The sequence below is a fragment of the Aliivibrio fischeri genome (genome assembly GCF_009727955.1).
GTDB classification, from domain to species: domain Bacteria; phylum Pseudomonadota; class Gammaproteobacteria; order Enterobacterales; family Vibrionaceae; genus Aliivibrio; species Aliivibrio fischeri_A.
This window is the reverse complement of record NZ_WOBR01000004.1, coordinates 279150-300399: the sequence shown is the minus strand read 5'-3', so window position 1 is coordinate 300399 and position 21250 is coordinate 279150. Positions and strand designations below refer to the sequence as shown.

The 21250-nt window shown below is 36.9% G+C and carries 17 protein-coding genes, 3 tRNA genes and 1 riboswitch; of the genes, 5 read left to right on the top strand and 15 right to left on the bottom strand.

All coding sequences use genetic code 11. The annotated features are described in order from the left end of the window. Window positions 1–48 precede the first annotated feature (48 nt). From GNP81_RS04870 to GNP81_RS04830, 9 genes are all read right to left on the bottom strand, one after another. A tRNA-Leu gene (locus GNP81_RS04870) sits at window positions 49–135 on the bottom strand. Between the two features lie 77 nt (window positions 136–212). Next, window positions 213–288 (bottom strand) — tRNA-Gly (locus GNP81_RS04865). A gap of 18 nt (window positions 289–306) precedes the next feature. Then, window positions 307–380 (bottom strand) — tRNA-Cys (locus tag GNP81_RS04860). 313 nt (window positions 381–693) lie between these two features. Then, the gene (gene pgsA, locus GNP81_RS04855; RefSeq protein ID WP_005419911.1) at window positions 694–1248 is read right to left on the bottom strand and encodes a CDP-diacylglycerol--glycerol-3-phosphate 3-phosphatidyltransferase; all 555 of its coding nucleotides are present in this window, start codon (window positions 1246–1248) and stop codon (window positions 694–696) included. 45 nt (window positions 1249–1293) lie between these two features. Next, entirely contained in the window at window positions 1294–3120 is a 1827-nt protein-coding gene (gene uvrC, locus GNP81_RS04850; RefSeq protein WP_336495408.1) for an excinuclease ABC subunit UvrC, read from the bottom strand. Then, window positions 3120–3764 carry a UvrY/SirA/GacA family response regulator transcription factor gene (gene uvrY / locus GNP81_RS04845; RefSeq protein WP_005419913.1) on the bottom strand — a complete coding sequence of 215 codons (645 nt, stop codon included), beginning with the start codon at window positions 3762–3764 and terminating at the stop codon, window positions 3120–3122. Before uvrY ends, uvrC begins: the two co-directional genes overlap by 1 nt. A gap of 177 nt (window positions 3765–3941) precedes the next feature. Further along, window positions 3942–6311 (bottom strand): DNA polymerase II, encoded by a 2370-nt coding sequence (locus GNP81_RS04840; protein WP_155674311.1) that lies wholly within the window; start codon window positions 6309–6311, stop codon window positions 3942–3944. A 4-nt stretch (window positions 6312–6315) separates the two neighbouring features. Further along, window positions 6316–7092, bottom strand: coding sequence for a nucleotidyltransferase domain-containing protein (locus GNP81_RS04835; protein ID WP_155674310.1), 777 nt, complete (start codon window positions 7090–7092; stop codon window positions 6316–6318). A gap of 108 nt (window positions 7093–7200) precedes the next feature. After that, a complete protein-coding gene (locus tag GNP81_RS04830) occupies window positions 7201–8787 on the bottom strand; it encodes a Na+/H+ antiporter NhaC family protein (protein WP_065604914.1) in 1587 nt (528 codons plus the stop codon). Between the two features lie 81 nt (window positions 8788–8868). Next, window positions 8869–9052, bottom strand: a riboswitch (Lysine riboswitch). Between the two features lie 243 nt (window positions 9053–9295). Here GNP81_RS04830 and GNP81_RS04825 point away from each other — a divergent pair. Continuing rightward, a complete protein-coding gene (locus GNP81_RS04825) occupies window positions 9296–9700 on the top strand; it encodes an H-NS family histone-like protein (protein WP_005419917.1) in 405 nt (134 codons plus the stop codon). Between the two features lie 277 nt (window positions 9701–9977). On the opposite strand, the gene GNP81_RS04820 is transcribed toward GNP81_RS04825, so the two are convergent. Both GNP81_RS04820 and fadR read right to left on the bottom strand, forming a co-directional pair. Continuing rightward, window positions 9978–10730 carry a MipA/OmpV family protein gene (locus tag GNP81_RS04820; RefSeq protein WP_336495445.1) on the bottom strand — a complete coding sequence of 251 codons (753 nt, stop codon included), beginning with the start codon at window positions 10728–10730 and terminating at the stop codon, window positions 9978–9980. A 149-nt stretch (window positions 10731–10879) separates the two neighbouring features. Then, on the bottom strand, window positions 10880–11722 hold the full coding sequence (gene fadR, locus GNP81_RS04815) for a fatty acid metabolism transcriptional regulator FadR (protein WP_155671641.1): 843 nt from the start codon (window positions 11720–11722) through the stop codon (window positions 10880–10882). Window positions 11723–12169: 447 nt separating this feature from the next. Between fadR and nhaB the strand changes: the two genes are divergently transcribed. Together nhaB and dsbB are read left to right on the top strand one after the other, a co-directional pair. Continuing rightward, the gene (gene nhaB / locus GNP81_RS04810; RefSeq protein WP_005419920.1) at window positions 12170–13762 is read left to right on the top strand and encodes a Na(+)/H(+) antiporter NhaB; all 1593 of its coding nucleotides are present in this window, start codon (window positions 12170–12172) and stop codon (window positions 13760–13762) included. Between the two features lie 68 nt (window positions 13763–13830). Further along, a complete protein-coding gene (gene dsbB / locus GNP81_RS04805) occupies window positions 13831–14340 on the top strand; it encodes a disulfide bond formation protein DsbB (RefSeq protein WP_065595420.1) in 510 nt (169 codons plus the stop codon). Between the two features lie 70 nt (window positions 14341–14410). Here the strand turns inward: dsbB and GNP81_RS04800 are convergent, their stop codons facing one another. Then, a complete protein-coding gene (locus tag GNP81_RS04800; protein WP_005419922.1) occupies window positions 14411–15025 on the bottom strand; it encodes a YecA family protein in 615 nt (204 codons plus the stop codon). A 101-nt stretch (window positions 15026–15126) separates the two neighbouring features. On the opposite strand from GNP81_RS04800, the gene GNP81_RS04795 reads away from it, so the two are divergent. Together GNP81_RS04795 and dusC are read left to right on the top strand one after the other, a co-directional pair. After that, window positions 15127–15684 (top strand): type II secretion system protein, encoded by a 558-nt coding sequence (locus tag GNP81_RS04795; RefSeq protein WP_155674308.1) that lies wholly within the window; start codon window positions 15127–15129, stop codon window positions 15682–15684. Between the two features lie 51 nt (window positions 15685–15735). Then, window positions 15736–16683, top strand: coding sequence for a tRNA dihydrouridine(16) synthase DusC (gene dusC / locus GNP81_RS04790; protein ID WP_155651707.1), 948 nt, complete (start codon window positions 15736–15738; stop codon window positions 16681–16683). A gap of 45 nt (window positions 16684–16728) precedes the next feature. Here dusC and GNP81_RS04785 read toward each other — a convergent pair whose 3' ends face one another. The 3 genes from GNP81_RS04785 to GNP81_RS04775 form a co-directional block, all read right to left on the bottom strand. Next, entirely contained in the window at window positions 16729–18201 is a 1473-nt protein-coding gene (locus GNP81_RS04785; protein WP_155671633.1) for a sensor domain-containing diguanylate cyclase, read from the bottom strand. A 124-nt stretch (window positions 18202–18325) separates the two neighbouring features. Then, window positions 18326–19147, bottom strand: a complete 822-nt coding sequence (locus tag GNP81_RS04780; protein ID WP_155674307.1) for a DUF5718 family protein — start codon at window positions 19145–19147, stop codon at window positions 18326–18328. Between the two features lie 82 nt (window positions 19148–19229). After that, a complete protein-coding gene (locus GNP81_RS04775) occupies window positions 19230–21173 on the bottom strand; it encodes a DNA topoisomerase III (RefSeq protein WP_196587405.1) in 1944 nt (647 codons plus the stop codon). Between the last annotated feature and the right edge of the window lie 77 nt (window positions 21174–21250).

The window sequence follows — 21250 nt, the reverse complement described above, 5'->3', positions numbered from 1 at the left end:
TTTTGAAATAAAAAAGGCTCATCATTTCTGATGAGCCTTCTTAAAAGATGGTGCCCCGGGCCGGACTTGAACCGGCACAGCGCGAACGCCGAGGGATTTTAAATCCCTTGTGTCTACCAATTCCACCACCAGGGCACGCAATTTCTTGCGATGCCGATTACTGAAAAGTAAAACACCATCTGTAATTATCGCTATTGCAATAATTTTTAATTTGGAGCGACACACGAGGTTCGAACTCGTGACCTCAACCTTGGCAAGGTTGCGCTCTACCAGCTGAGCTAGTGTCGCATAATCATTCATAAAGAATGGAGGCGCCTCCCGGAATCGAACCGAGGTCCACGGATTTGCAATCCGCTGCATAGCCACTCTGCCAAGGCGCCTTATTACCTCAAGCATTCAGCAACTTAATTCAGCGCCTTCCTCTTGGGTACGGGATGCATTCTACTGATTCAGCACTTAGAGTCAACACTATTTTTCTGTTTTTGTTTCGTTTGAATAAAATGCGATCAAAATGAATAGAAAACAAACGAAAACAGGCTTATTTAAGATGTTTTTTTTCTGAATAACTGCTCTTTTATCATTCTGAGATTAAAAAATCAAAACGATAAAGTCTGTAATATCAGCTGACTATGCAAAATAATATTTCAAATATAAAAAAAGCGAACCTAAGTTCGCTTTTCAATTCATTTATATCTATTCATCTGCATTAAGTAGATCATCTTTTGCTGCAGCTAAGTACTGCACCATCGACCAATATGTCAAAATAGTTGCAATATATAGAGCGGCATAACCTAACCAGATCATCCAATCATCGTAACGCCAGATAAGAACCCAAAGCGCAAACATTTGAGATACAGTTTTTACTTTCCCAACCCAAGATACGGCAACACTTGCTCGTTTTCCTATTTCAGCCATCCACTCTCGTAATGCAGAAATAATAATTTCACGTGCAATCATGGTAATCGCAGGGATGGTGATCCAAATTGTATGATAATGCTCAGTAATTAAAATTAAAGCAGCAGCCACCATGACTTTATCAGCAACTGGGTCTAAAAAAGCACCAAAGCGAGAAGTTTGCCCCAGTTTACGAGCTAAAAGTCCATCTAACCAATCAGTAAAACCTGCAACCCAGAATACCATTGCAGCAGCTACAGCTGACCATTCATAAGGCAAGTAGAACACAACAACAAACACAGGGATCAGTGCTAGTCGGATAAACGTGAGTATATTTGGTATTGTTAATCGCATAAATAATTCTTAAGTTTTGGTCCGCGAGTGTATGGTGCGCTTTTTTTACCCGTGTTTCAACGCATCATGTATTTTTTCTGCCAAAGAATGGCTAATGCCCGGCACTTTGGCTATTTCTTCGACACTTGCACTTTTTAATTCTTGTAGGCCACCTAAATATTGCAACAATGCTTGTCTTCGTTTTGGACCAACCCCATCAATATTTTGAAGGGTACTCGTTTTTCTTACTTTAGCACGCTGTGCTCGGTGTCCACCAATAGCATGGTTGTGACTCTCATCACGAATATGTTGTATCAAATGCAAAGCTGGAGAATCACTTGGCATTGAAAACTCTTCTCCACTAATTTTCACTAGTGTTTCTAACCCATGTTTACGAGTAACACCTTTTGCGATACCTAGTAATAATGGCTGCTTAGGCCAATCTTCCCAGTGCTTACTGATAACCTCATAAGCTCGATTCAATTGCCCTTTACCACCATCAATAAAAATAACATCAGGGATTTTATCAATATCTAATTGTTTACTATAACGTCGTTCAAGAACTTGCGCCATGGCAGCATAATCATCCCCACCAGTAATACCTGATATATTATAACGTCGATACTCTGATTTTACTGGTCCTTCCTGATTAAAAACAACACACGATGCGACTGTTTTCTCCCCCATTGTATGGCTGATATCGAAACATTCCATGCGCTGAATAGAAGATAATACTAACGCTTCTTCTAATTGTTTAAAGCGCTGATACATTGTTAGTTTATGATTTGATTTGCTGGTTAAAGCCGTTAATGCATTGGTATCAGCTAATTTTAAATAACGCCCTTTCATTCCTTTTGGATTTAATTGAAAACTCACTTTTCGTCCAGATAATTCAGTTAATGCTGCTTCTAAGCTATCACTATTAAATTCAAAGCTAGTTACTACACGGTTAGGAATAGTTCGACCTTGCGTATGATTTAAATAATATTGAGTCAAAAAGCTTAAAAAGACTTCCTCTTTATCTGTGTTAGCTGGGATCTTCGGGAAAAAACTACGACTACCTAAAATCTTCCCCTGACGAATCATTAATAAGTGAACACACGCCAAGCCATTTTCAATTGCAAACCCTAGAACATCAAGATCATCACCACTATCATCAGAAACATATTGTTGCTCCTGCACTCGTCTCATGGCTTGAATTTGATCTCGAATGATCGCTGCTTTTTCAAAATTTAAGGATTGGCTGGCAATCTCCATTTGCGCAACAAGCGTTTGGATAACTTGTCTATCCTTACCTTGTAAAAACAACCGAATAAAATCAGTCTGCTCTTTATATTCTGCATCACTAACAATCCCTTTTACACAAGGGGCTAGACAACGCCCAATTTGGTGCATCAAACAAGGTCTATGGCGATTTGCATATACCGAATCTTCACATTGACGAATAGGGAATAACTTTTGGATGAGATGAAGACTTTCTCTAACGGCTCCAGAATCAGGGTAAGGGCCAAAGTACTCACCTTTTTTGCGTTTAACACCTCGATGGATGGAGATCCTTGGATGCTTATGCTGTGAAATGAAAATATAAGGATACGATTTATCATCTCGAAGAAGCACATTATATTTAGGTAAGTATTGTTTAATATAATTGTGTTCAAGAATAAGAGCTTCTGTTTCAGAGTGAGTAACAGTAACATCAACTTGATGAATATGACTAACTAGCGCCTTAGTTTTTTCCGAAGGTACATTACTACGAAAATAACTGGATAATCGTTTTTTTAAATCTTTTGCTTTGCCTACATAAATAACGTCAGCCTCGGCGTTATACATTCGATAAACGCCAGGCTGATGTGTTACAGATTTTAGGAACGCTTTTGAATCAAAGGAAGGCACTACAGCGTCTCAGCATCTAAAATACCATGACGAATAGCTAGATGAGTTAATTCAACGTCTCCACTTATATTTAACTTACTGAATAAGCGATAACGATAGCTGTTCACTGTTTTAGGACTTAAATTCAGTTGTTCGGAAATATCCGTCACTTTTTCGCCTTTAGTGATCATCATCATTATTTGTAACTCTCGCTCAGAAAGCTCTTTAAATGGATTCTCAGCATCTGGCGTGAATTGACTTAACGCCATCTGTTGTGCAATTTCAGGCGATAAGTAGCGTTGGCCACTTTGTACCATACGAATCGCATTAACCATTTCGTCAGGACCGGCTCCCTTAGTTAAATAACCAGCAGCACCGGCTTGCATAACTTTAGTCGGAAATGGGTTTTCAGTATGAATAGTCAAAACTATAACTTTCACATCTGGGTTAAATCTTAAAATCTTTTTGGTTGCTTCTAAGCCACCAATGCCAGGCATGTTCATATCCATAAGAACAATATCTGCCTGCTCTGTTCGACACCATTTAACGGCATCTTCACCGCTGTCAGCTTCCCCTACTACTTTAATTCCACGGACGTCTTCAAGAATACGTCTAATCCCTGTGCGAACCAGCTCATGATCATCTACAAGGAATACTTTAATCACAACTGACACTCCGATTTAATCTACAGCCACCTCTATAATAGAGGTCTTAACTAACTGTCTATTTTACCTTAAAAAAATAGATAAAAGCATATTGATTATGCGTTAGGCCGCAAAGTTTTGCTATTAAAATGCTATTGACTTTGATCCGGTTTCTTCAATATACAATAAAAATAATTCTTAAAATAGACCTAATTGAGAGTTAGATAATTCATTAAAATCTAAACCGATAAAAGGAAGAATTCCATCCGCGATTGGTTTCAATTGTTTCTCTACATAATGGTCATAATCAATCGGATTATTTATATATTCAATTGGTTCTGGGCCCGCAGTGGTAATAACATACTCTATCCATCCACCGTATTGATATTGAGGCCTTTTTCCTATTTGTTGATTCCGATAATCCGCTAATCGTGCCGCTTTAACGTGAGGAGGAACGTTCTTTTGGTATTCATCCAACTGTCTTCTCAAACGCTTTCTATAAATAAGCTGCTTATCTAAGTTACCTTGCTTAGTATCATCGACGTATTGTCGAACGTATTCCTTTACATCTTGTTGATGAAACACTTTATGGAATAATGTTTTCTGAAATTCTTGTGATAATGGAGTCCAATCCGTTCTAACTGTCTCTAATCCTTTAAATACAATTTCTTCCTTACCTTCTTTTTTTACTAAACCAGCATAACGCTTTTTAGACCCAGTTTCTGACCCTCGGATCGTAGGCATTAAAAACGTTCGATAATGAGTTTCATATTCAATTTCCAATGCTGAATCAATTGCATATTTTTCAGATAAGTGAGAAATCCACCATTGATTTATCTTTTCAACCAAAGATGAACCAATAGCGTCAGCTTCTTTAGATGTCATTGATTGTCCAAGAGTAACAAACGTAGAGTCAGTATCACCGTATATCACTTCATAACCTTCTGCTTCAATTAACTCACGAGTCATTTTCATAATCTCATGCCCACGCATGGTTATTGAAGAGGCCAATCGATGATCAAAAAAACGACAACCTGACGACCCTAGCACACCATAAAATGAGTTCATTATGATTTTTATTGCTTGAGAAAATGCCTTTTCATTATTTCTTTTTGCTTCATCTCGAGCTGACCATAAGTTTTCAATTAATTTAGGTAAAAAGTGTTTAGTTCGATGAAATCGTCCCCCTCTAAAACCATCAATGGCTTGATTATCTTCCGTTCCTACTTCTTGTTTTAATCCTTCAATCAAACCTAAAGGATCAATATTAAACGTACGAATAATTGAGGGATAAAGAGACTTAAAATCAAGAACGATAACAGATTGATATAAACCTGGTTTAGAGTTCATTACATAGCCGCCAGGACTTGCAATCCAATTCTCACTTTCTAAATTAGGTGCAATATACCCAGCCCTATGGAGCCTTGGTAAATACAAATTAGTAAATGCTGCGACTGAACCACCTACTCGGTCAAGCTCGACACCAGTTAATTTCGTTCGCTCAATCAAAAACTCTAACAAATGAGTATGTTCAAATATACGAGTAACCAAGACACAATCTTGGAGGTTATATTTGGCTAAAGAAAGCTTATCTTCTCGATACATCCGATTGATCTCAGACATTTTATCGCTTTGATCATTAATCGATTTACCTTCTTTCAATAACTCTTGAGCGACGGATTCAAGTGACCAACTCGAAAAATGATAGGTGGCAGTTTTCAGAGCGTCAATGCCATCTAACACAACACGCCCAGGGAAAGATAAGAAACCTTGTTGTCGATTTTTATCCGAATCACGCCAATAAAGTGAACTATTACCCCGACCAATACGAAAGGGCAATTTGTGCCATTTTGCTCTCTGAATTAATAATCGAAAATCAAAATTAATCACATTCCAACCAATGATAATGTCTGGATCAAATTGATAAAACCAAGACTCTAAAGCAAGAAGCAACGCTTTTTCATTTTCGACCCATTGAATAGACAGATCGCTTTCTTGTGAATCACCCACCATAATAATACGAGTATCCAGTTCACTATGTAGAGCAATGGAATATAGAATGCCTTTTTCTGAACACTCAACATCTAATGAAACCATACTGAATTTAGGTGAACGATCCGTTGTTTTAACTTTTACATTACGATATTCAACATGGTCTTTTTTTTGTACTGGGTCGCCAATAAATGACAGCCCACCACAAATAAAACGTTCCATTAAATAACGATCAGCTAAGCGGATATCACTTTCATATATAGGTAGAGGTAATTGCTCAATAAATTGCGTAGCCGATCGTTTTTGATAGGTATTTTTAAAATACAAACCGAGCACTGAATCATGATTAAATGTGGATAATCTCGTCGGTTTTATATAAAAAGGGATATTTTCTTTCTGTAAACAGGCTTCATACTGAGAGCGCTTATCCTCTAATATGAAGGTAACTGCATCTTCGTTCTCAATAAGTAGGTGTGCAATATGATCTTCACACTTAACCCAGAGATCAACTAAACTTTGATTATTAATTTCTCTAGTTTGACGTGTAAGTAAAAAACCCTGTTGAGGTGAATTCAAGTTATTAACCTATTCTTCGTTCAATTTTATTAAATTCAGCCACAACCCAATCTCCAAATTCATTAAGTAAAGCAAGAACAGAACGCTTTGGAACTTTACGCCCTTTTAATAATAAAACCACACGTTCTATTTCAGTTTGTTTTTCTGGGTAATATTCTAGAAACTTACGAGCGCAGAGTACGGGATGATCGTACCAACCTTTATCTCGATGCATAACTAAAGAGTAGCAGCTTCTTAATAACTTTTTGGCGATGGTTTTCTGTTGTTCAACCTGAACAATAATATCTTGGCTAGTGGATATTTTTTTAATATAAACACCTAACCACTCTTCAATATCCATGTTCATATTTTTCGCAATTTCCCAGCTAGGCTCAAAATCACCAAAACGTTCTGATAAATCATCACCATAGATACAAACACAACAATGTCTTAACCAGAAACCCCAACTAAAAATTGACTCTAATTGAAGCGCATCTGCCGCCTCACCAATGTTAAATGTCACTCCGGTAATTTGAGGGTATTTAGATTGGAAACGAATTTTAATAGTGTTAATCAACGTTTGTTCTTTATTAGTCAATGGTGCTGATGTGATCAGGGTAACATCAAGGTTCGAACGACCAACAATAGCTTCACGTCTAGCAACACTGCCGTATAAATAAATGCTATGAACTGATTTTGGTGCAGCAGAGCGAACATGGGTAATTAAATCATGAATTACCGATTCAAACTCGTTTTGAAATGGAGAGTGTTTATCAATAATTGGTAAAGTAAAACGAGACAAAATGCACCCCACATAAAGAATATTTAGGGACTTATGATCGCGATTTAACATCAAAAAAGCAATAAAAAACCGGCCATTTAAAGCCGGTTTATTTTAAAATCTAACTAGTTATGCTGTCGCTGAGCGTCTTTTCGACATCATCATTAAAGCAAAACATGCTAAAACAAACGCAACACTTGCACCAGCAAATGCAACCAATACTGAACTTGTAAAACCAAGAACAATATAGCCAACTGCTGAAACCGCAGCAATGGATAATGCATAAGGTAGTTGAGTTGATACGTGATCAATATGACAACAACGAGCACCTGTCGAAGACAGAATCGTAGTATCTGAAATAGGTGAACAGTGGTCACCAAATACTGAACCAGCTAAAACCGCACCTAACATAGGAAGAATTAATGCGATATCGGTAGCACCAGCCATGTCACCAGCGATAGGTAACATAATGCCGAAAGTACCCCATGATGTACCAGTACTGAATGCCATAATTCCTGACAATAAGAATAAGATTACAGGGATCCAGTGAATACCAATACTACCTTGCGCCAAACTAGACAAGTATGTACCAGTTTTCATATCACCGATAACTGAACCAATAGTCCAAGCAAAGAACAGAATTAAAATAGCACCAAACATTGATTTCGCACCGATCCACATTGTCATGCCTATATCTTTAACTGACAGACCTTGACGGAATACAGTAATTAGCGCAGATGCTAGACCAATTAAACCACCATAACAAAGTGAAGCACCAACATCGGTATTTTCAAATGCGCCTAATATATTAAACGCTTTACCATCTGCTGCTAACGCTTCGCCGCCGGTATAAACCATGAAAGAGATCGTTGCGACAATTAACGTAATAATTGGGAAAATTAAATCAGAAACTTTACCCGTTTCACTCTCAACAATATTTAATTCTTCATTTAAATCTTTCGATTCAGAATTAACCGCTTGATCATCAAAACCATTACCACGAGCAGCTTCATTTTCGTGGTGACGCATTGGGCCAACATCAAGTTGGAACCAAACAACAGCGAATACCATTAATAGTGCAAATACAGCGTAAAAGTTCATTGGAATTAAACGGACATAAGCACCTAGAGCAGAATATTCAGTCACACCATGTGAAACTAAAATGCCACCAATAATAGTAATAATGTACGCACCCCAACTTGATGCTGGCATTAATACACACATTGGAGCAGCTGTTGAATCTAGAATATAAGCTAACTTAGCACGTGATACATAAAAACGGTCAGTAACAGGGCGGGATATTGAACCAACGGCTAAGCTATTAAAGTAATCATCAACAAAAATAAACACGCCTAAAAAAGCAGCAAGTAGCTTTGCGCCGCGTTTACTTTTAATTCTTGTCTGTGCCCATTCAGCAAAAGCACGTGTGCCACCTGAAAGAGTTAATAAAGCTGTTGTCATTCCTAATAATATAAGGAAAGCAACAATGCTCATATTCCATGAGTTAATTGAACCGCCATCGATGAAAACACCTTTAACAGAACTAAACACATAAGAAGCGGTTCCTGATACGGAAAAACTAGACAGCAGAATAGCGCCTAACACGATACCTACACCAAGAGAAAGTAATACTCGGCGAGTTAAAATTGCCAAACCCAGAGCTATAAGTGGGGGCAAAATTGAAATTGGAGAATTTGAAAAATCAGCTAAGTTCATGATCTACAACAACCAGTCTGGTTGGAGATCTACTGCAGATACGATAAATATCGTTATTAAGGAAGTGAATGAATAACATTCCCCTACAGTAGCGCTCCATAGTTAAAAAATAAAATTGACTATGGCAGTGTTATTCCTCTTCGAAATAACCCCAGCTAATACGCTCGATTAACGTAATTAACTTCGGCACCGACTCCTTTCAATTGTCGTCGTAAGTATCACCCTCTTACAATTTACTCTTAGGCGGTGCGCCTCTACCCTTTTAGGTGCGGTTATTGTACGGATTGAAAACAATTTTGCAATACTATATCTGAGTATTTTAACATTAAGTTATCTAGCTAATTAGAATGAAACATTTTAAAACTATTTAGCAGGCGTCTTATCCTTAAGAATGGATATTATTAATATTAATATCATTAATATTTTTTTATTCCTTTATCTAGAAATTTGTTATATTATTTTTCTGTTATATTATAATCATATTATCAAAATAATTATGGAATCAAATATGTCTGATACAATTAAAACGCTGCTTAACCTACGCAGCCTACGTGCTTTATCTCGTGAAATGACTTTAGAGCAATTAGAAGAAGCATTAGAAAAACTTCAATCTGTTGTTGCAGAACGTCAAGAATCTGAAGCTGAAGAGCGTGCTCAACTAGCTGAAAAACAAGCTAAACTTGAAGAGTTCCGCCAAATGATGATCGACAGCGGCATCGCTCCTGAAGATCTATTAGATACTATGTCTGCTACAACAGTAAAAACAAAACAAAAACGTGCACCTCGCCCTGCAAAATATAAATTCCAAGATCACGCTGGTGAAGAGAAAACATGGACAGGCCAAGGCCGTACTCCTTCAGCTCTTCAAGCACAGCTTGATGCTGGTAAAAAACTAGAAGAGTTTTTAATCTAATAATACTCTTAAGAACATAAAAAAAGACCACTTACTCTAAGTGGTCTTTTTTTTATTTTCATTTTATTACATTTAGAAACGTATTATTGCTCGAAACTTTAAATGGACTTCAGTTCAATCTGAATAAGATAAAACCCACTAAATTTTTATCGAATAATTACTTTATTGTTAGTTTTTTAAATACACCTTCATTAACAATATTATTAATCACGTCCTTTTTTATAAATCATAAGCTCTTAGTCATTAATAAAGCGAACTAAATAATATATAAAAATTCCTAGAACACGTACGCTATACCGACATTACCAGTTGAACTTGTTGTATGTTCAATCATTGGACTATTTTCTAGGTTCCCTTCAAGATTCACATAACGTAAACCGCCAGTCACTCGAACATTTGGTGTAATGTGGAAATAAGTCGATAATCCAATAAAAAACTGTCCATCCCAATCTGCATTAAATTGGTCAATTCCTGTTCGTAACGCTTCTTCCTTGGTTACTCCATATAAATGATTATTTAATTTCTCACTATTATATGAATATCCTAGTGATGGGGTAATTGCCCATCCTTTTCCTCTTATTGGTAAACGCCAAGCCGCTTCTGCATAAAAACCATTATGAGTACGACCTACGTCTGTCCCTCCTGTAAACTCGACAATTCCAACATGAGTAATCATCTGATAACTCACCCCGCCAAGCACGGTACTCTTACGCTCATCTAATTTTTGCATTGCAGCATCATTTGAATCATTGGGCTTAAACGTTCTAGGATCATAGACAAATCGAAATATTATATTTTGAGGTGAACCTACAGGTTGTAAACGATAACCACCACTAAACCCTCTAAGAAATAGATGCTCCCCCTCATAACCAATCATAGGAATAATGGTTGTATTCGAAGGCGTCTCTTTATAAAAAGAAGGGGAATATGCTGCCGCGGCACCAAGAGACCATTGTGAAATTTTTGCATTAACACTGCTATTAAATAACACCAAAAGACAAAAAACAGAGCGACTTATTAATTTACTCACAATGACAACCTTATATAACCATAGAATTAACAATACAGCGTGCGATTATACATAACCACACACCATTTCATAGTTATTTAGATTTTTTTGTTTATTTTAGGTATAAAAAAAGCAGGCTAAATGCCTGCTTGATTAAATTCTAAATCGGATTAACTATCATCTTCTCTAAAGTTGCTTGGTAAATTTAATTTCATTTCATTCCAAATCAAATTACCTTCCATACCGTACTGGCGCATTCTAGGCATTACAGCATCTTTACGTTCTTCTTCACAAATAAGCTTTAAGTCACGATAAAATTGTAAAGCTAACTCTCGAGCTTCGGAGTTAGAGAAATAGTAACTACCAACTCGTGCATAAAGCTTTTTCAAACCATTAAAGATAAGACCATAAATTTGATTGCCCGATTTGAAAGCAACACCTTGGAAAAGCATATAATCATAATAGTTGAAGGTTTTAGCAATCAAGATCTCTTCACGTTTTGCAGGATCTTTTTCGTTATCTTCTTTTACTTCAGCTTTAATCTTGGCACCGAACGGAGAGGATTCGATGAAACTATCCCAACTTTCAGCAGCAAGTAACTGTTCGCATGATTCAATGACGCGATTAAGTGTTCTTAAAGAGCCTTCTTTATTTGTCTTGAATGCTTGTCTCATAAAAATACAACTAATGTTAGTTCGAGCTGCTAATAAGTCTTCAACAATTGAAGTGGCATTATTTGCATCAACTAATGTCATTAATGTATCCAAAATATGCAAACCAGAGGTTTCCATATAATTGTTCACTTTTGTTGGTTTACCATGTTGAATTGTCAACCAACCATCACGAGCTAAACGCTGTAATACTTCTCGTAATGTCGTTCTCGTTACACCGATTAATTCAGAAAGCTCTCGCTCAGCTGGTAAAATTGAGCCCGGTGGGAAACGACCATTCCAAATACTTTCAATAATGTACTTTTCAGCGAATGCTGCAGGACTTTTTGCCTTAATAACCATACAAGTTTAAAATCCGTTCTTTAAATAAGATAACTGCACTCATCATACCACCAGTTCAATAAATCCTTAACTATTTATTAAATTTACCTGTAATTTAGAAACACATTTCCAATTTTTAAGCCTTAATCTCCCTAATAAATCAAGAAATCTGCTACCTTTTTTCTATACATTTCTTTAGTTTTATTAATAAAACCGAGCAAAGGCACATTTTGATCAATTTACCTCTTTTCAAATATTGACTATTAAGGAATTAAGAGTAAAGTTCAGGCGTTTGGTATATAAGGTTAGGTATATATAGGTAGTTATTTGGCAAAGCAGTAAAATAAGCCTTGTTGTTTTTCTAAATAGTTGTTTATCTTTACTAATAACAATATGTTAGGCGATTATTATCAACTCCCTACTTAACCTTATTTTTTAGAATTATCGTAATAATGTAGAGAGCATCACATGTCTATTTCGCTAGGGAATGCATTTATCAAAAATTTTCTTGGTAAAGCCCCCGATTGGTACAAAATCGCAATACTTTCTTTTCTTGTAATCAACCCACTTGTTTTCTTCTTTGTAGATCCATTTACTGCAGGTTGGTTGCTTGTTGTTGAGTTTATTTTTACTCTTGCAATGGCGTTAAAATGTTACCCATTACAACCTGGTGGTTTATTAGCTATTGAAGCTATTGCTATTGGTATGACAAGCCCTGAACAAGTGAAACATGAACTCGTAGCCAATATCGAAGTACTTTTACTACTAGTATTCATGGTTGCTGGTATCTACTTCATGAAGCAATTGCTTCTATTTATCTTCACTAAAATACTTATTGGTATTAAATCAAAAACTGCACTATCTGTTGCATTCTGTTTTACCGCTGCATTTTTATCAGCTTTCCTTGATGCGTTAACGGTAATTGCAGTTGTAATTAGTGTTGCTGTTGGCTTCTATGCAATTTATCACCGTGTAGCATCAGGTCAAGGTGGTTCACAAACTCACGACCATACTTGTGATAGCGATGTTGATGAATTAACACGTGAAGATTTAGAAGACTACCGTGCTTTCTTACGTAGCTTATTAATGCATGCAGGTGTTGGTACCGCACTTGGTGGTGTAATGACAATGGTGGGTGAACCACAAAACTTGATCATTGCAGACCAAGCTGGTTGGATGTTTGGTGAATTCATTATCCGTATGCTTCCAATTACAGCGCCGGTATTTATCTGTGGCATTTTAACTTGTATCGCAGTTGAAAAATTAGGTATCTGTGGCTACGGTGCAAAATTACCTGAGAACGTACGCAAAATTCTAGAAGATTACGAAGCTGAAGAACGTAAAAACCGTACTAATATCGATAACGCTAAATTAATCATCCAAGGTTTAATTGCGGTATGGCTAATTGTTGGTTTGGCACTTCATCTTGCTGCCGTTGGTCTAATTGGTTTATCAGTGATTATCCTTGCGACAGCATTTACAGGTGTTATTGAAGAACACTCTATGGGTAAAGCGTTTGAAGAGGCTCTGCCATTCACCGCACTATTAGCCGTATTCTTTGCCGTTGTAGCCGTAATCATTGACCAAGAACTGTTTAAACCAATTATTGACGCTGTACTTGCAGTAGAAGACAAAGGGGCTCAGCTTGCTTTATTCTATGTAGCAAATGGCGTTCTTTCGATGGTTTCAGATAACGTATTCGTTGGTACGGTTTACATTAATGAAGTAAAAGCGGCATTAATGGATGGTGTTATTACGCGTGACCAATTTGACCTACTAGCTGTAGCTATCAATACAGGTACAAATTTACCGTCTGTTGCTACACCAAATGGTCAAGCAGCTTTCCTATTCTTATTAACGTCTGCTCTTGCTCCGTTAATTCAATTATCATACGGCCGTATGGTATGGATGGCTCTTCCTTATACAATTGTATTAGCACTAGTTGGTATGTTTGGTATCATTTTCTTCCTTGAACCTATGACAGCAATGTTCTACGATCTTGGTTGGATTGCACCTGGAACAATAGAAAGTGCAACTTCTGCGATTTCTAGTGGTCATTAATAAGGTAAACTACTTTTGATAGCAAAGGCTCTGTAGATACGGGGCCTTTATTTTTATAAGGAATAAAAATGCAAGCCCTTAATCATTTCTCACGCATTCGCCTATCTTGGTTTCTGCTACTCCTTTGTATTATTTTTTTCGAAGCCTCCGCACTGACCTTTCAACACATAATGAAACTTCCACCTTGTGTTATGTGTATTTATGAGCGTGTTGCAATGATGGGGATTGGTGGCGCCGCGATTATTGGGTTATTAAATCCAAATAACCTTATTATCCGCTGGTGTGGCTTTGTTGCATGGGGGATCAGTGCTGGGTGGGGGCTTAAACTTGCGCTTGAACATGTTGATTTCCAATTAAACCCTTCACCATTTTCAACCTGCGATTTATTTGTAACCTTCCCTTCATGGGCTCCATTAAATAAATGGGCACCGTGGATGTTTGAAGCTTATGGTGACTGTAGCAAGATCGTATGGCAATTCTTAACGCTAACGATGCCTCAGTGGCTAGTTATTATTTTTGCAGGTAACTTAATTGCTTTGGCTATTTTTGTTATCGCACAATTCTTCAATAAAAAATAATAGCAATATTGCTAATAGTAAAAAACCGCCACTAATTACGTATTAATGGCGGTTTTTTATTTTTAGTGCTTTATTTACCACAGCATTGTTTAAATTTTTTACCGCTATTGCACGGACAAGCATCATTACGGCCAATATCTTTATATGGATTTACTTTCTGGCCTTTATAGCCAATTTGCAACTCATCAGCAGCCATTGCGACTTCAAGAATCATCATATCTAATTGTGGAAGCATGCTTTTTAGAGTTGGTGGTGTGTCAATCCCCGCTTCTTTCATTTGAGCCTGTGTTTGCTCTTCATCAAGCGCAAGCATTAACGTTGTTAGTAATGCTGATAACATACGAGAAGTACCATCACCAATGCTTACTTCAGCCCACATATCTTCAATTAAAGGCCAAACACTCATAAAGCCTTCAGCGAAATCAGCCAATAAGTCAACGTTCTCAGTATCAATCAAATTGGCAATTTCATATTCATTACGTTTAAGTAATGTGTATTGCTGTTCAATTTGATGAATAACTGCATTTTTAATATTCAAAGTTACATCAGTACCAACAAGACCATTCAACCACACTTCTGGCTCTAAAGGTTTTGTTGCCATATTTGCAGCTAGCACAGCACCTTCAAGAAATACATTTGTACAGCTTAAATCTGCATCACTTAGAGAAATTAATTGGTACTTCATTATTTTTTCACTTTTTAAATTAAGTTTTCGGCGTAGTATAGCGCAAATAATTATTAGAGCCTAAGTGCCGTTATTATTAATTTTTGCTTGTTGAGAACATTATGAAAAAAAATCGAGGATTTACACTCATAGAGTTGATCGTTGTTATTGTTATCTTAGGAATTTTAGCCGTTACGGCTGCACCACGATTTTTAAGCTTGCAAAACGATGCTCATAAATCTAGAGCTAAAGGTGTCTTTGCCGAATTCACCTCTGGAGTTAATTTGTACCATGCTGCTTGGTTAACACAAGGTGAACCATCAGTCAGTTCAGGTGTAGCTGTAGAGTACGGAGACGAAAAGATATTTCCATCTGCTGAAGGGTTTCCACTTGGTACAACAAACCATCAAGGCACTATTACCGGAGAAGGTTGTGGTGAGCTTTGGAATGCACTACTAAATCAAGACTTAACTATTTCTGAATATAAAGGTGATGATTTTATTACTTCTAGTACAGATATTGAATATTGGTATGGTTCACCTGTTACAGGTAAACCACAAGCTTGTATGTATTACTATACATCAGACATCACTAATAAAAATCAGCAGGGTTATCGACTGAATTATTTCCCATCGACGGGAGAAACAATAATTACTACTTATAACAAAGGAAGTAAGTGACATAAGCTTTCTTTCCTCCTACAATCCCACCTCCAATAAAAGAGGTGGGATATGCAAGTAATACTAGGCCCTATGGAGGGCGTACTCGATCATTTAATGCGCGAGTTACTAACTGAAATTAATGATTACGACTTCTGTGTCACAGAGTTTGTTCGCGTTGTCGATCAACTGCTACCTCCTCATGTATTCCATCGTATTTGTCCTGAGCTACTAAATAACAGTAAAACTAAATCAGGTACCCCAATTCGTCTTCAACTATTAGGTCAAGAGCCTAACTGGATGGCAGAAAATGCTGCGAGAGCAATTGAACTGGGCTCTGACGGTATTGATCTGAATTTTGGCTGCCCAGCTAAAGCCGTAAACAAAAGTCGTGGCGGAGCCGCGCTTTTAAAAGAGCCAGAGCTCATCTATCAAGTCGTTAAGGCTTGTAGAGATGCTGTAAGTAAAGATAAGAAAGTGACGGCTAAAATTCGTTTGGGCTGGGAGAATCCTGAAGAATGCTTTGTGATTGCCGATGCCATCAAACAAGCTGGTGCGGATGAGTTAACCATTCACGCAAGAACCAAAGTAGATGGTTATAAAGCAGAAGAGATTAAATGGGATTACATTAATCAAGTTCGCCAAAAAATTGATATTCCAATTATCGCAAATGGTGAAATTTGGAACTATGATGACGGCCAACGCTGTATCGCTGCGACAGGGATCGATTCATTAATGGTATGCCGTGGCGCTTTTAATGTTCCCAATTTAGGTAATGTAGTTAAACACAACCATTCAAAAATGCCTTGGCCTGAAGTCATTGCTTTGCTTATTCATTATTCGAAGCTTCAAATGGCGGGAGACAAGGGGCAATATTATTCAAACCGAGTAAAACAATGGCTTGTTTATCTTCGTCAAGAGTACACCGAAGCAAGAGATATTTTTATGGATATTAGAAGCCATAAAAAATCAGAACCTATCGTTGCACGCCTCAACCAAGAATTAGAAAAGGTAAGCTAATTCTTAATTTTGTTAGCGTTTATTTATCCTAATAAATAGCCGAGTTTATGAGAAGTAAACTCGGTTTTTACCATCTTGTTTCGCCTTATAAAGCAAAGCATCGGCTTTCTTAATCACATGTTCAAAAGAAAACTCCTGATGTGAATCAATTACCGTCACACCACCAGAAACAGTAAAACCACCTTTAACCACTTTTCCTGATGAGTCCTGAATTGATTTTCTTACACGCTCACAAACACTTTCTAAACTATTCCTTGATTCAGCATTAATACAGATAACAAACTCTTCACCACCAAATCGAGACACAATATCACTATCACGTACACTCTTATTCAGCATTCTCGCGACATATTTAATCGCCTCATCACCCACATCATGCCCAAACACGTCATTAATTTGTTTGAAGTCATCAATATCGTAAATAGCAAAACCAACGTACTTCTTCACGACACGATCTTGTAAGCTCATCTCAAAACCACGACGATTATATAAACCTGTCATTGGATCTTGTTTAGCCAAATCACGATAGTATTTTTGAGATACGCGACTTTGGTAATAAAACATAGATAGCAAAGATAGGATATACATTACTAACGTTAAAATTAACGAATTAGAATCATGTAATAAGAACCCTTTTAGCTCTTCTTTCACTGTGGTTTTATAATACAAAAAGTACGTAAAATCTGTGAAATCTAAATTAACTGGTTGCATAAAGCGATATTGTTCAAATCGCTTATATTCAGCACTATTAAGCAACTGGATATGTTGTGATATTTCATTTTGAGAACGTAAAAGTTTGTCTACCGATAGATCAATAACTAATACACCTTTGAAAATACCTTTATAGTAGATAGGGGTTGAAAACGTTAATACTTCAAGACCATCAGCAAAAGCATCAGTATATGGAGGTGTAAACGTAATGTATTTTTCACTGTCGTTTTTCATACTATTTTTCCAGTATGGTCGTGAATAAATAACATCCAGTTTCTTTTGTGTTAAGTTCTCAGCAATTTCTTTTGGTGACGAAATAATATAATTATATTTTGAAATGAAATAGATCCCATGAAGATAACTTTCATAATCATGAATAAAAGAAATAACCGGGGCAAGGCTCACCTTCTTTGATGCTATTTCATATACTTCAGACGATGGATCACATAAATCTTTTTTGCCTGCAATGCTATAATCAAGACGTCCTTCTGCAACACTAATGTCTTGTTCTGCCATTACCGCATCTAAATTTTCGCTTGGACGAATAACACAAAGACCACTTTCTTTCTTTAATTCAAAGTTGTGATTATAAAAACTACCTTGATTTTGCTTATATAGCTGCGAAATATTGTAATCTAACGAAATAATTACTTTAATTGATCGTTGAAGTGAATTTATAATACGATCGTATTCACGGTTAACTTGACGTTGTACTGAGTTAATATGGTTATTTAAGATAAAACCTACGATCAACACTAAGAATAGTGTTGGTATAAGGAAAATATGTTTTAAATTAAATTTCGGCATGTATAAATTCTTCAATACAAAGTGAACAGGCTATATTACATACATTTCTGTGCTATTTCTTCCAAAAATGTCAGTTTTAACAGACAACTGACATTTTAATGGTGTGCTTCATTATATCTACTGCTTAGATAACCTGTTGATTTAATAGTGAAATACCTGATTTTTCAAACGAATTCATTTTTGCCATTATTTCAATTTCGTCGCTTGTATATTTTTCACCATCATAAACAACTACAATACTTTGATCCCCCGACTTTAAAAAATTCGTCTCACCGTATGGAGTGTATCTTGTCGCTCCAATACTAATAATTGTCTGCTCAGGGTAATTAGCATTAGCCAAATAAATAGATAGATTTTCCGCAGGCCCTTCATCTTTCTGATTATTCATTTTATCGATAATCCAATCATTTAATTGCTCATGAAAGTAGCTGTAATCAATCGCAGCGCTGTCTTCTCCGTATCGATTAAGCTCACCATTTCGCATATGAAAACTTGCAATACGATATTTATCTAACTCACAACCTTTAGTAAATGATGATAATTCGATGAAATCTTTAGAAATGCCTTTTGTTTCTGCACCCCAATTTTTCTTCTCACTGATTTTTTTTGCATTGGGTTTTCTTATTGAACAATCATTGTATGCTGCAAATTTAACGGGAGTCAGTGCCACCACTTTATTGTCTTGGTAACTAATATCAAAAACAATCGCAACTTCTGGTTCAATTTGTAGGTTATCGGCATCATTTGGCGGAACAATAGTGTCAGAAGATAATGGATATTGAGATAGAAAACCTGCATGCTGTGATGGAACATAAAAAGGAAATAATGCTTTAGGTTGAATATTGTTCTCAACTTTTACATTCAAAAAATCAGTCGCTTCACCCGCTTGCTCTAAATGACCAGCAAAATTACCTGCAACACCAAAACCAATTACATCTTTAAACATATCGTGCCTTTTTATTATGAGTTATAAATACCAAGGCACAATAGTGTATTCTTAAAAATGAATCGATGATGGGGATCGTATTTTAAGATTTCTTTGCTTTTCTTTTACGTTTAAATTGTGGTTTAACTGAGCTTTTTAATGTTCTCAATGACTGAGGGATTGGGCCTTGCTGAACACCTTGCATAAAATTAGTCACTTTTATTTCTAATTCCGACATAAAAGGTCGATAAGCATGAGTTTTCTCTGTCATACCTTGTAGCTGAAATTCCCAATGAGCAGTCATGTCCGAGTAAGTTGCTTCTTTTGGTAGAGCATGGATAAGCCCTCTGCCTGCTTCACTGGCATGAATTGACTTTCCATTTCGTGTTAATAGCTGGCGTTTAAATAGCGTATCTAAAATCCCCGCACGAGTCGCTTCTGTTCCAAGGCCATCCGTATCTCTTAGTATTTTTTTCAGCTCTTTATCTTCTACAAAGCGCGCAATACCTGTCATTGCTTGCAATAATGTAGCTTCGGTAAAGTGCTTTGGCGGCTCAGTCATGCGATGTTTTATTTCACCTTCTCGGCAAGTGTGAACCTCACCTTTCTTTAATGGTGGAACTTTATTGGCAACATCGTCCTCATTATTTTGAGATTGAACTTTACCAAGTAATACTCTCCATCCCGCAAATAGCATTTGTTTTCCTTTTGCAACAAACACCCCACCTGCAATATCAAAGACCAATTCCGCCTCAGCATATACCGCAGCAGGATAAAACTGCATAAGATATTGACGTGCAATTAAATGATACACTTTCTCTTCATAGCCAGATAATCCGGCTGACCCACTGGATTTTGGTGTTGGAATAATGGCATGGTGAGCATCCACCTTACTGTCATTCCAAGCTCGAGACTTTAGTGAGAGGTCGGCTTTTGTAACGGCAGTTGATAGTTGCTTATCATTATTCCCTATCGCTGCACACACTTGCTCACGCTGTTTATAATGATCTTTTGGTAAATGACGGCTATCTGAACGTGGATAGGTTATTAATTTATGTTTTTCATATAATGCCTGACATGCATCTAGCACTTGCTGTGCACTTAATCCGTAACGTTTAGACGCATCGATTTGAAGTGATGACAAAGAATATGGCAAAGGCGCATTTTGTTTGGTTTCTTTATTTTCAGCTTTAGTTACTGTCGCCGATTGATTCGCTATGCGCTGAGCGACATTTTCAACCAATTTAAGATTAAGAACTCGCCCCTCTTCATCCTGCCATGGCTGACACGCTTCACTCGGTTTCCATTTTGCTCTGATATCAAAAGGAACACCGTCGTTTAATTGATCATTTTGATAAGGAATAAGGGCATCTAGCGTGTAATATGCTTTTGGTACAAAATTGGCAATTTCTTCATCACGACGAGTAACTAAACCTAAAACAGGAGTTTGTACTCTTCCTACCGATAACACACCTTGATAACCACCTCGTTGGCCTAATAGCGTGTAAGCTCGTGTCATATTCATACCATATAACCAATCGGCACGAGAACGAGCTAAGGCCGAAATAGAGAGAGGAATAAACTCTTGATTACTTCGCATAGAAGTCAACGCACGCTTCACCGCTGGAAGGTTTAAATCACTAATCAATAAACGTTGAGTTGCAGTCTTCTTTGTCTTAGATAATTTTAAATAATCTAGCACTTCATCCACTAACAACTGACCTTCCCTATCGGGGTCGCCAGCATGAACGATTTGCGTTGCATTTTTTAGCAATTTTCGAATTACCGTTAATTGCTTACTGGAGGCTTTTCTTGGTCTAAGCTGCCATTGCTCAGGAATGATAGGTAAGTGTTCCATACGCCATGATTTATACTTATCATCATACGCATCAGGTTCAACTTGTTCTAATAGGTGACCAATACACCATGTCACAATATCTCCATTGCCGCATTCAATGTAGCCTTGTTGATTTTTTTGTGGTTTTGCTAGGCCTGCGGCAATCGCTCTGCCAAGGCTTGGTTTTTCGGCAATAAATAATCGTGACATAAAAAATGCTGATGTTGTGAATAACATCAGCACTATACCTGTATGAATAGACAGTTATCAAGTTTTTGTTTATTAAG

Excerpts from the sequence above, each read along its gene's own strand:
- GNP81_RS04795 (WP_155674308.1), top strand. The coding sequence starts at position 15,127 with ATGAAAAAAAATCGAGGATTTACACTCATAGAGTTGATCGTTGTTATT.
- dusC (WP_155651707.1), top strand. The coding sequence starts at position 15,736 with ATGCAAGTAATACTAGGCCCTATGGAGGGCGTACTCGATCATTTAATG.
- GNP81_RS04800 (WP_005419922.1), bottom strand. The coding sequence starts at position 15,025 with ATGAAGTACCAATTAATTTCTCTAAGTGATGCAGATTTAAGCTGTACA.
- dsbB (WP_065595420.1), top strand. The coding sequence starts at position 13,831 with ATGCAAGCCCTTAATCATTTCTCACGCATTCGCCTATCTTGGTTTCTG.
- pgsA (WP_005419911.1), bottom strand. The coding sequence starts at position 1,248 with ATGCGATTAACAATACCAAATATACTCACGTTTATCCGACTAGCACTG.
- GNP81_RS04785 (WP_155671633.1), bottom strand. The coding sequence starts at position 18,201 with ATGCCGAAATTTAATTTAAAACATATTTTCCTTATACCAACACTATTC.
- GNP81_RS04830 (WP_065604914.1), bottom strand. The coding sequence starts at position 8,787 with ATGAACTTAGCTGATTTTTCAAATTCTCCAATTTCAATTTTGCCCCCA.
- GNP81_RS04825 (WP_005419917.1), top strand. The coding sequence starts at position 9,296 with ATGTCTGATACAATTAAAACGCTGCTTAACCTACGCAGCCTACGTGCT.
- nhaB (WP_005419920.1), top strand. The coding sequence starts at position 12,170 with ATGTCTATTTCGCTAGGGAATGCATTTATCAAAAATTTTCTTGGTAAA.
- GNP81_RS04780 (WP_155674307.1), bottom strand. The coding sequence starts at position 19,147 with ATGTTTAAAGATGTAATTGGTTTTGGTGTTGCAGGTAATTTTGCTGGT.
- fadR (WP_155671641.1), bottom strand. The coding sequence starts at position 11,722 with ATGGTTATTAAGGCAAAAAGTCCTGCAGCATTCGCTGAAAAGTACATT.
- GNP81_RS04775 (WP_196587405.1), bottom strand. The coding sequence starts at position 21,173 with ATGTCACGATTATTTATTGCCGAAAAACCAAGCCTTGGCAGAGCGATT.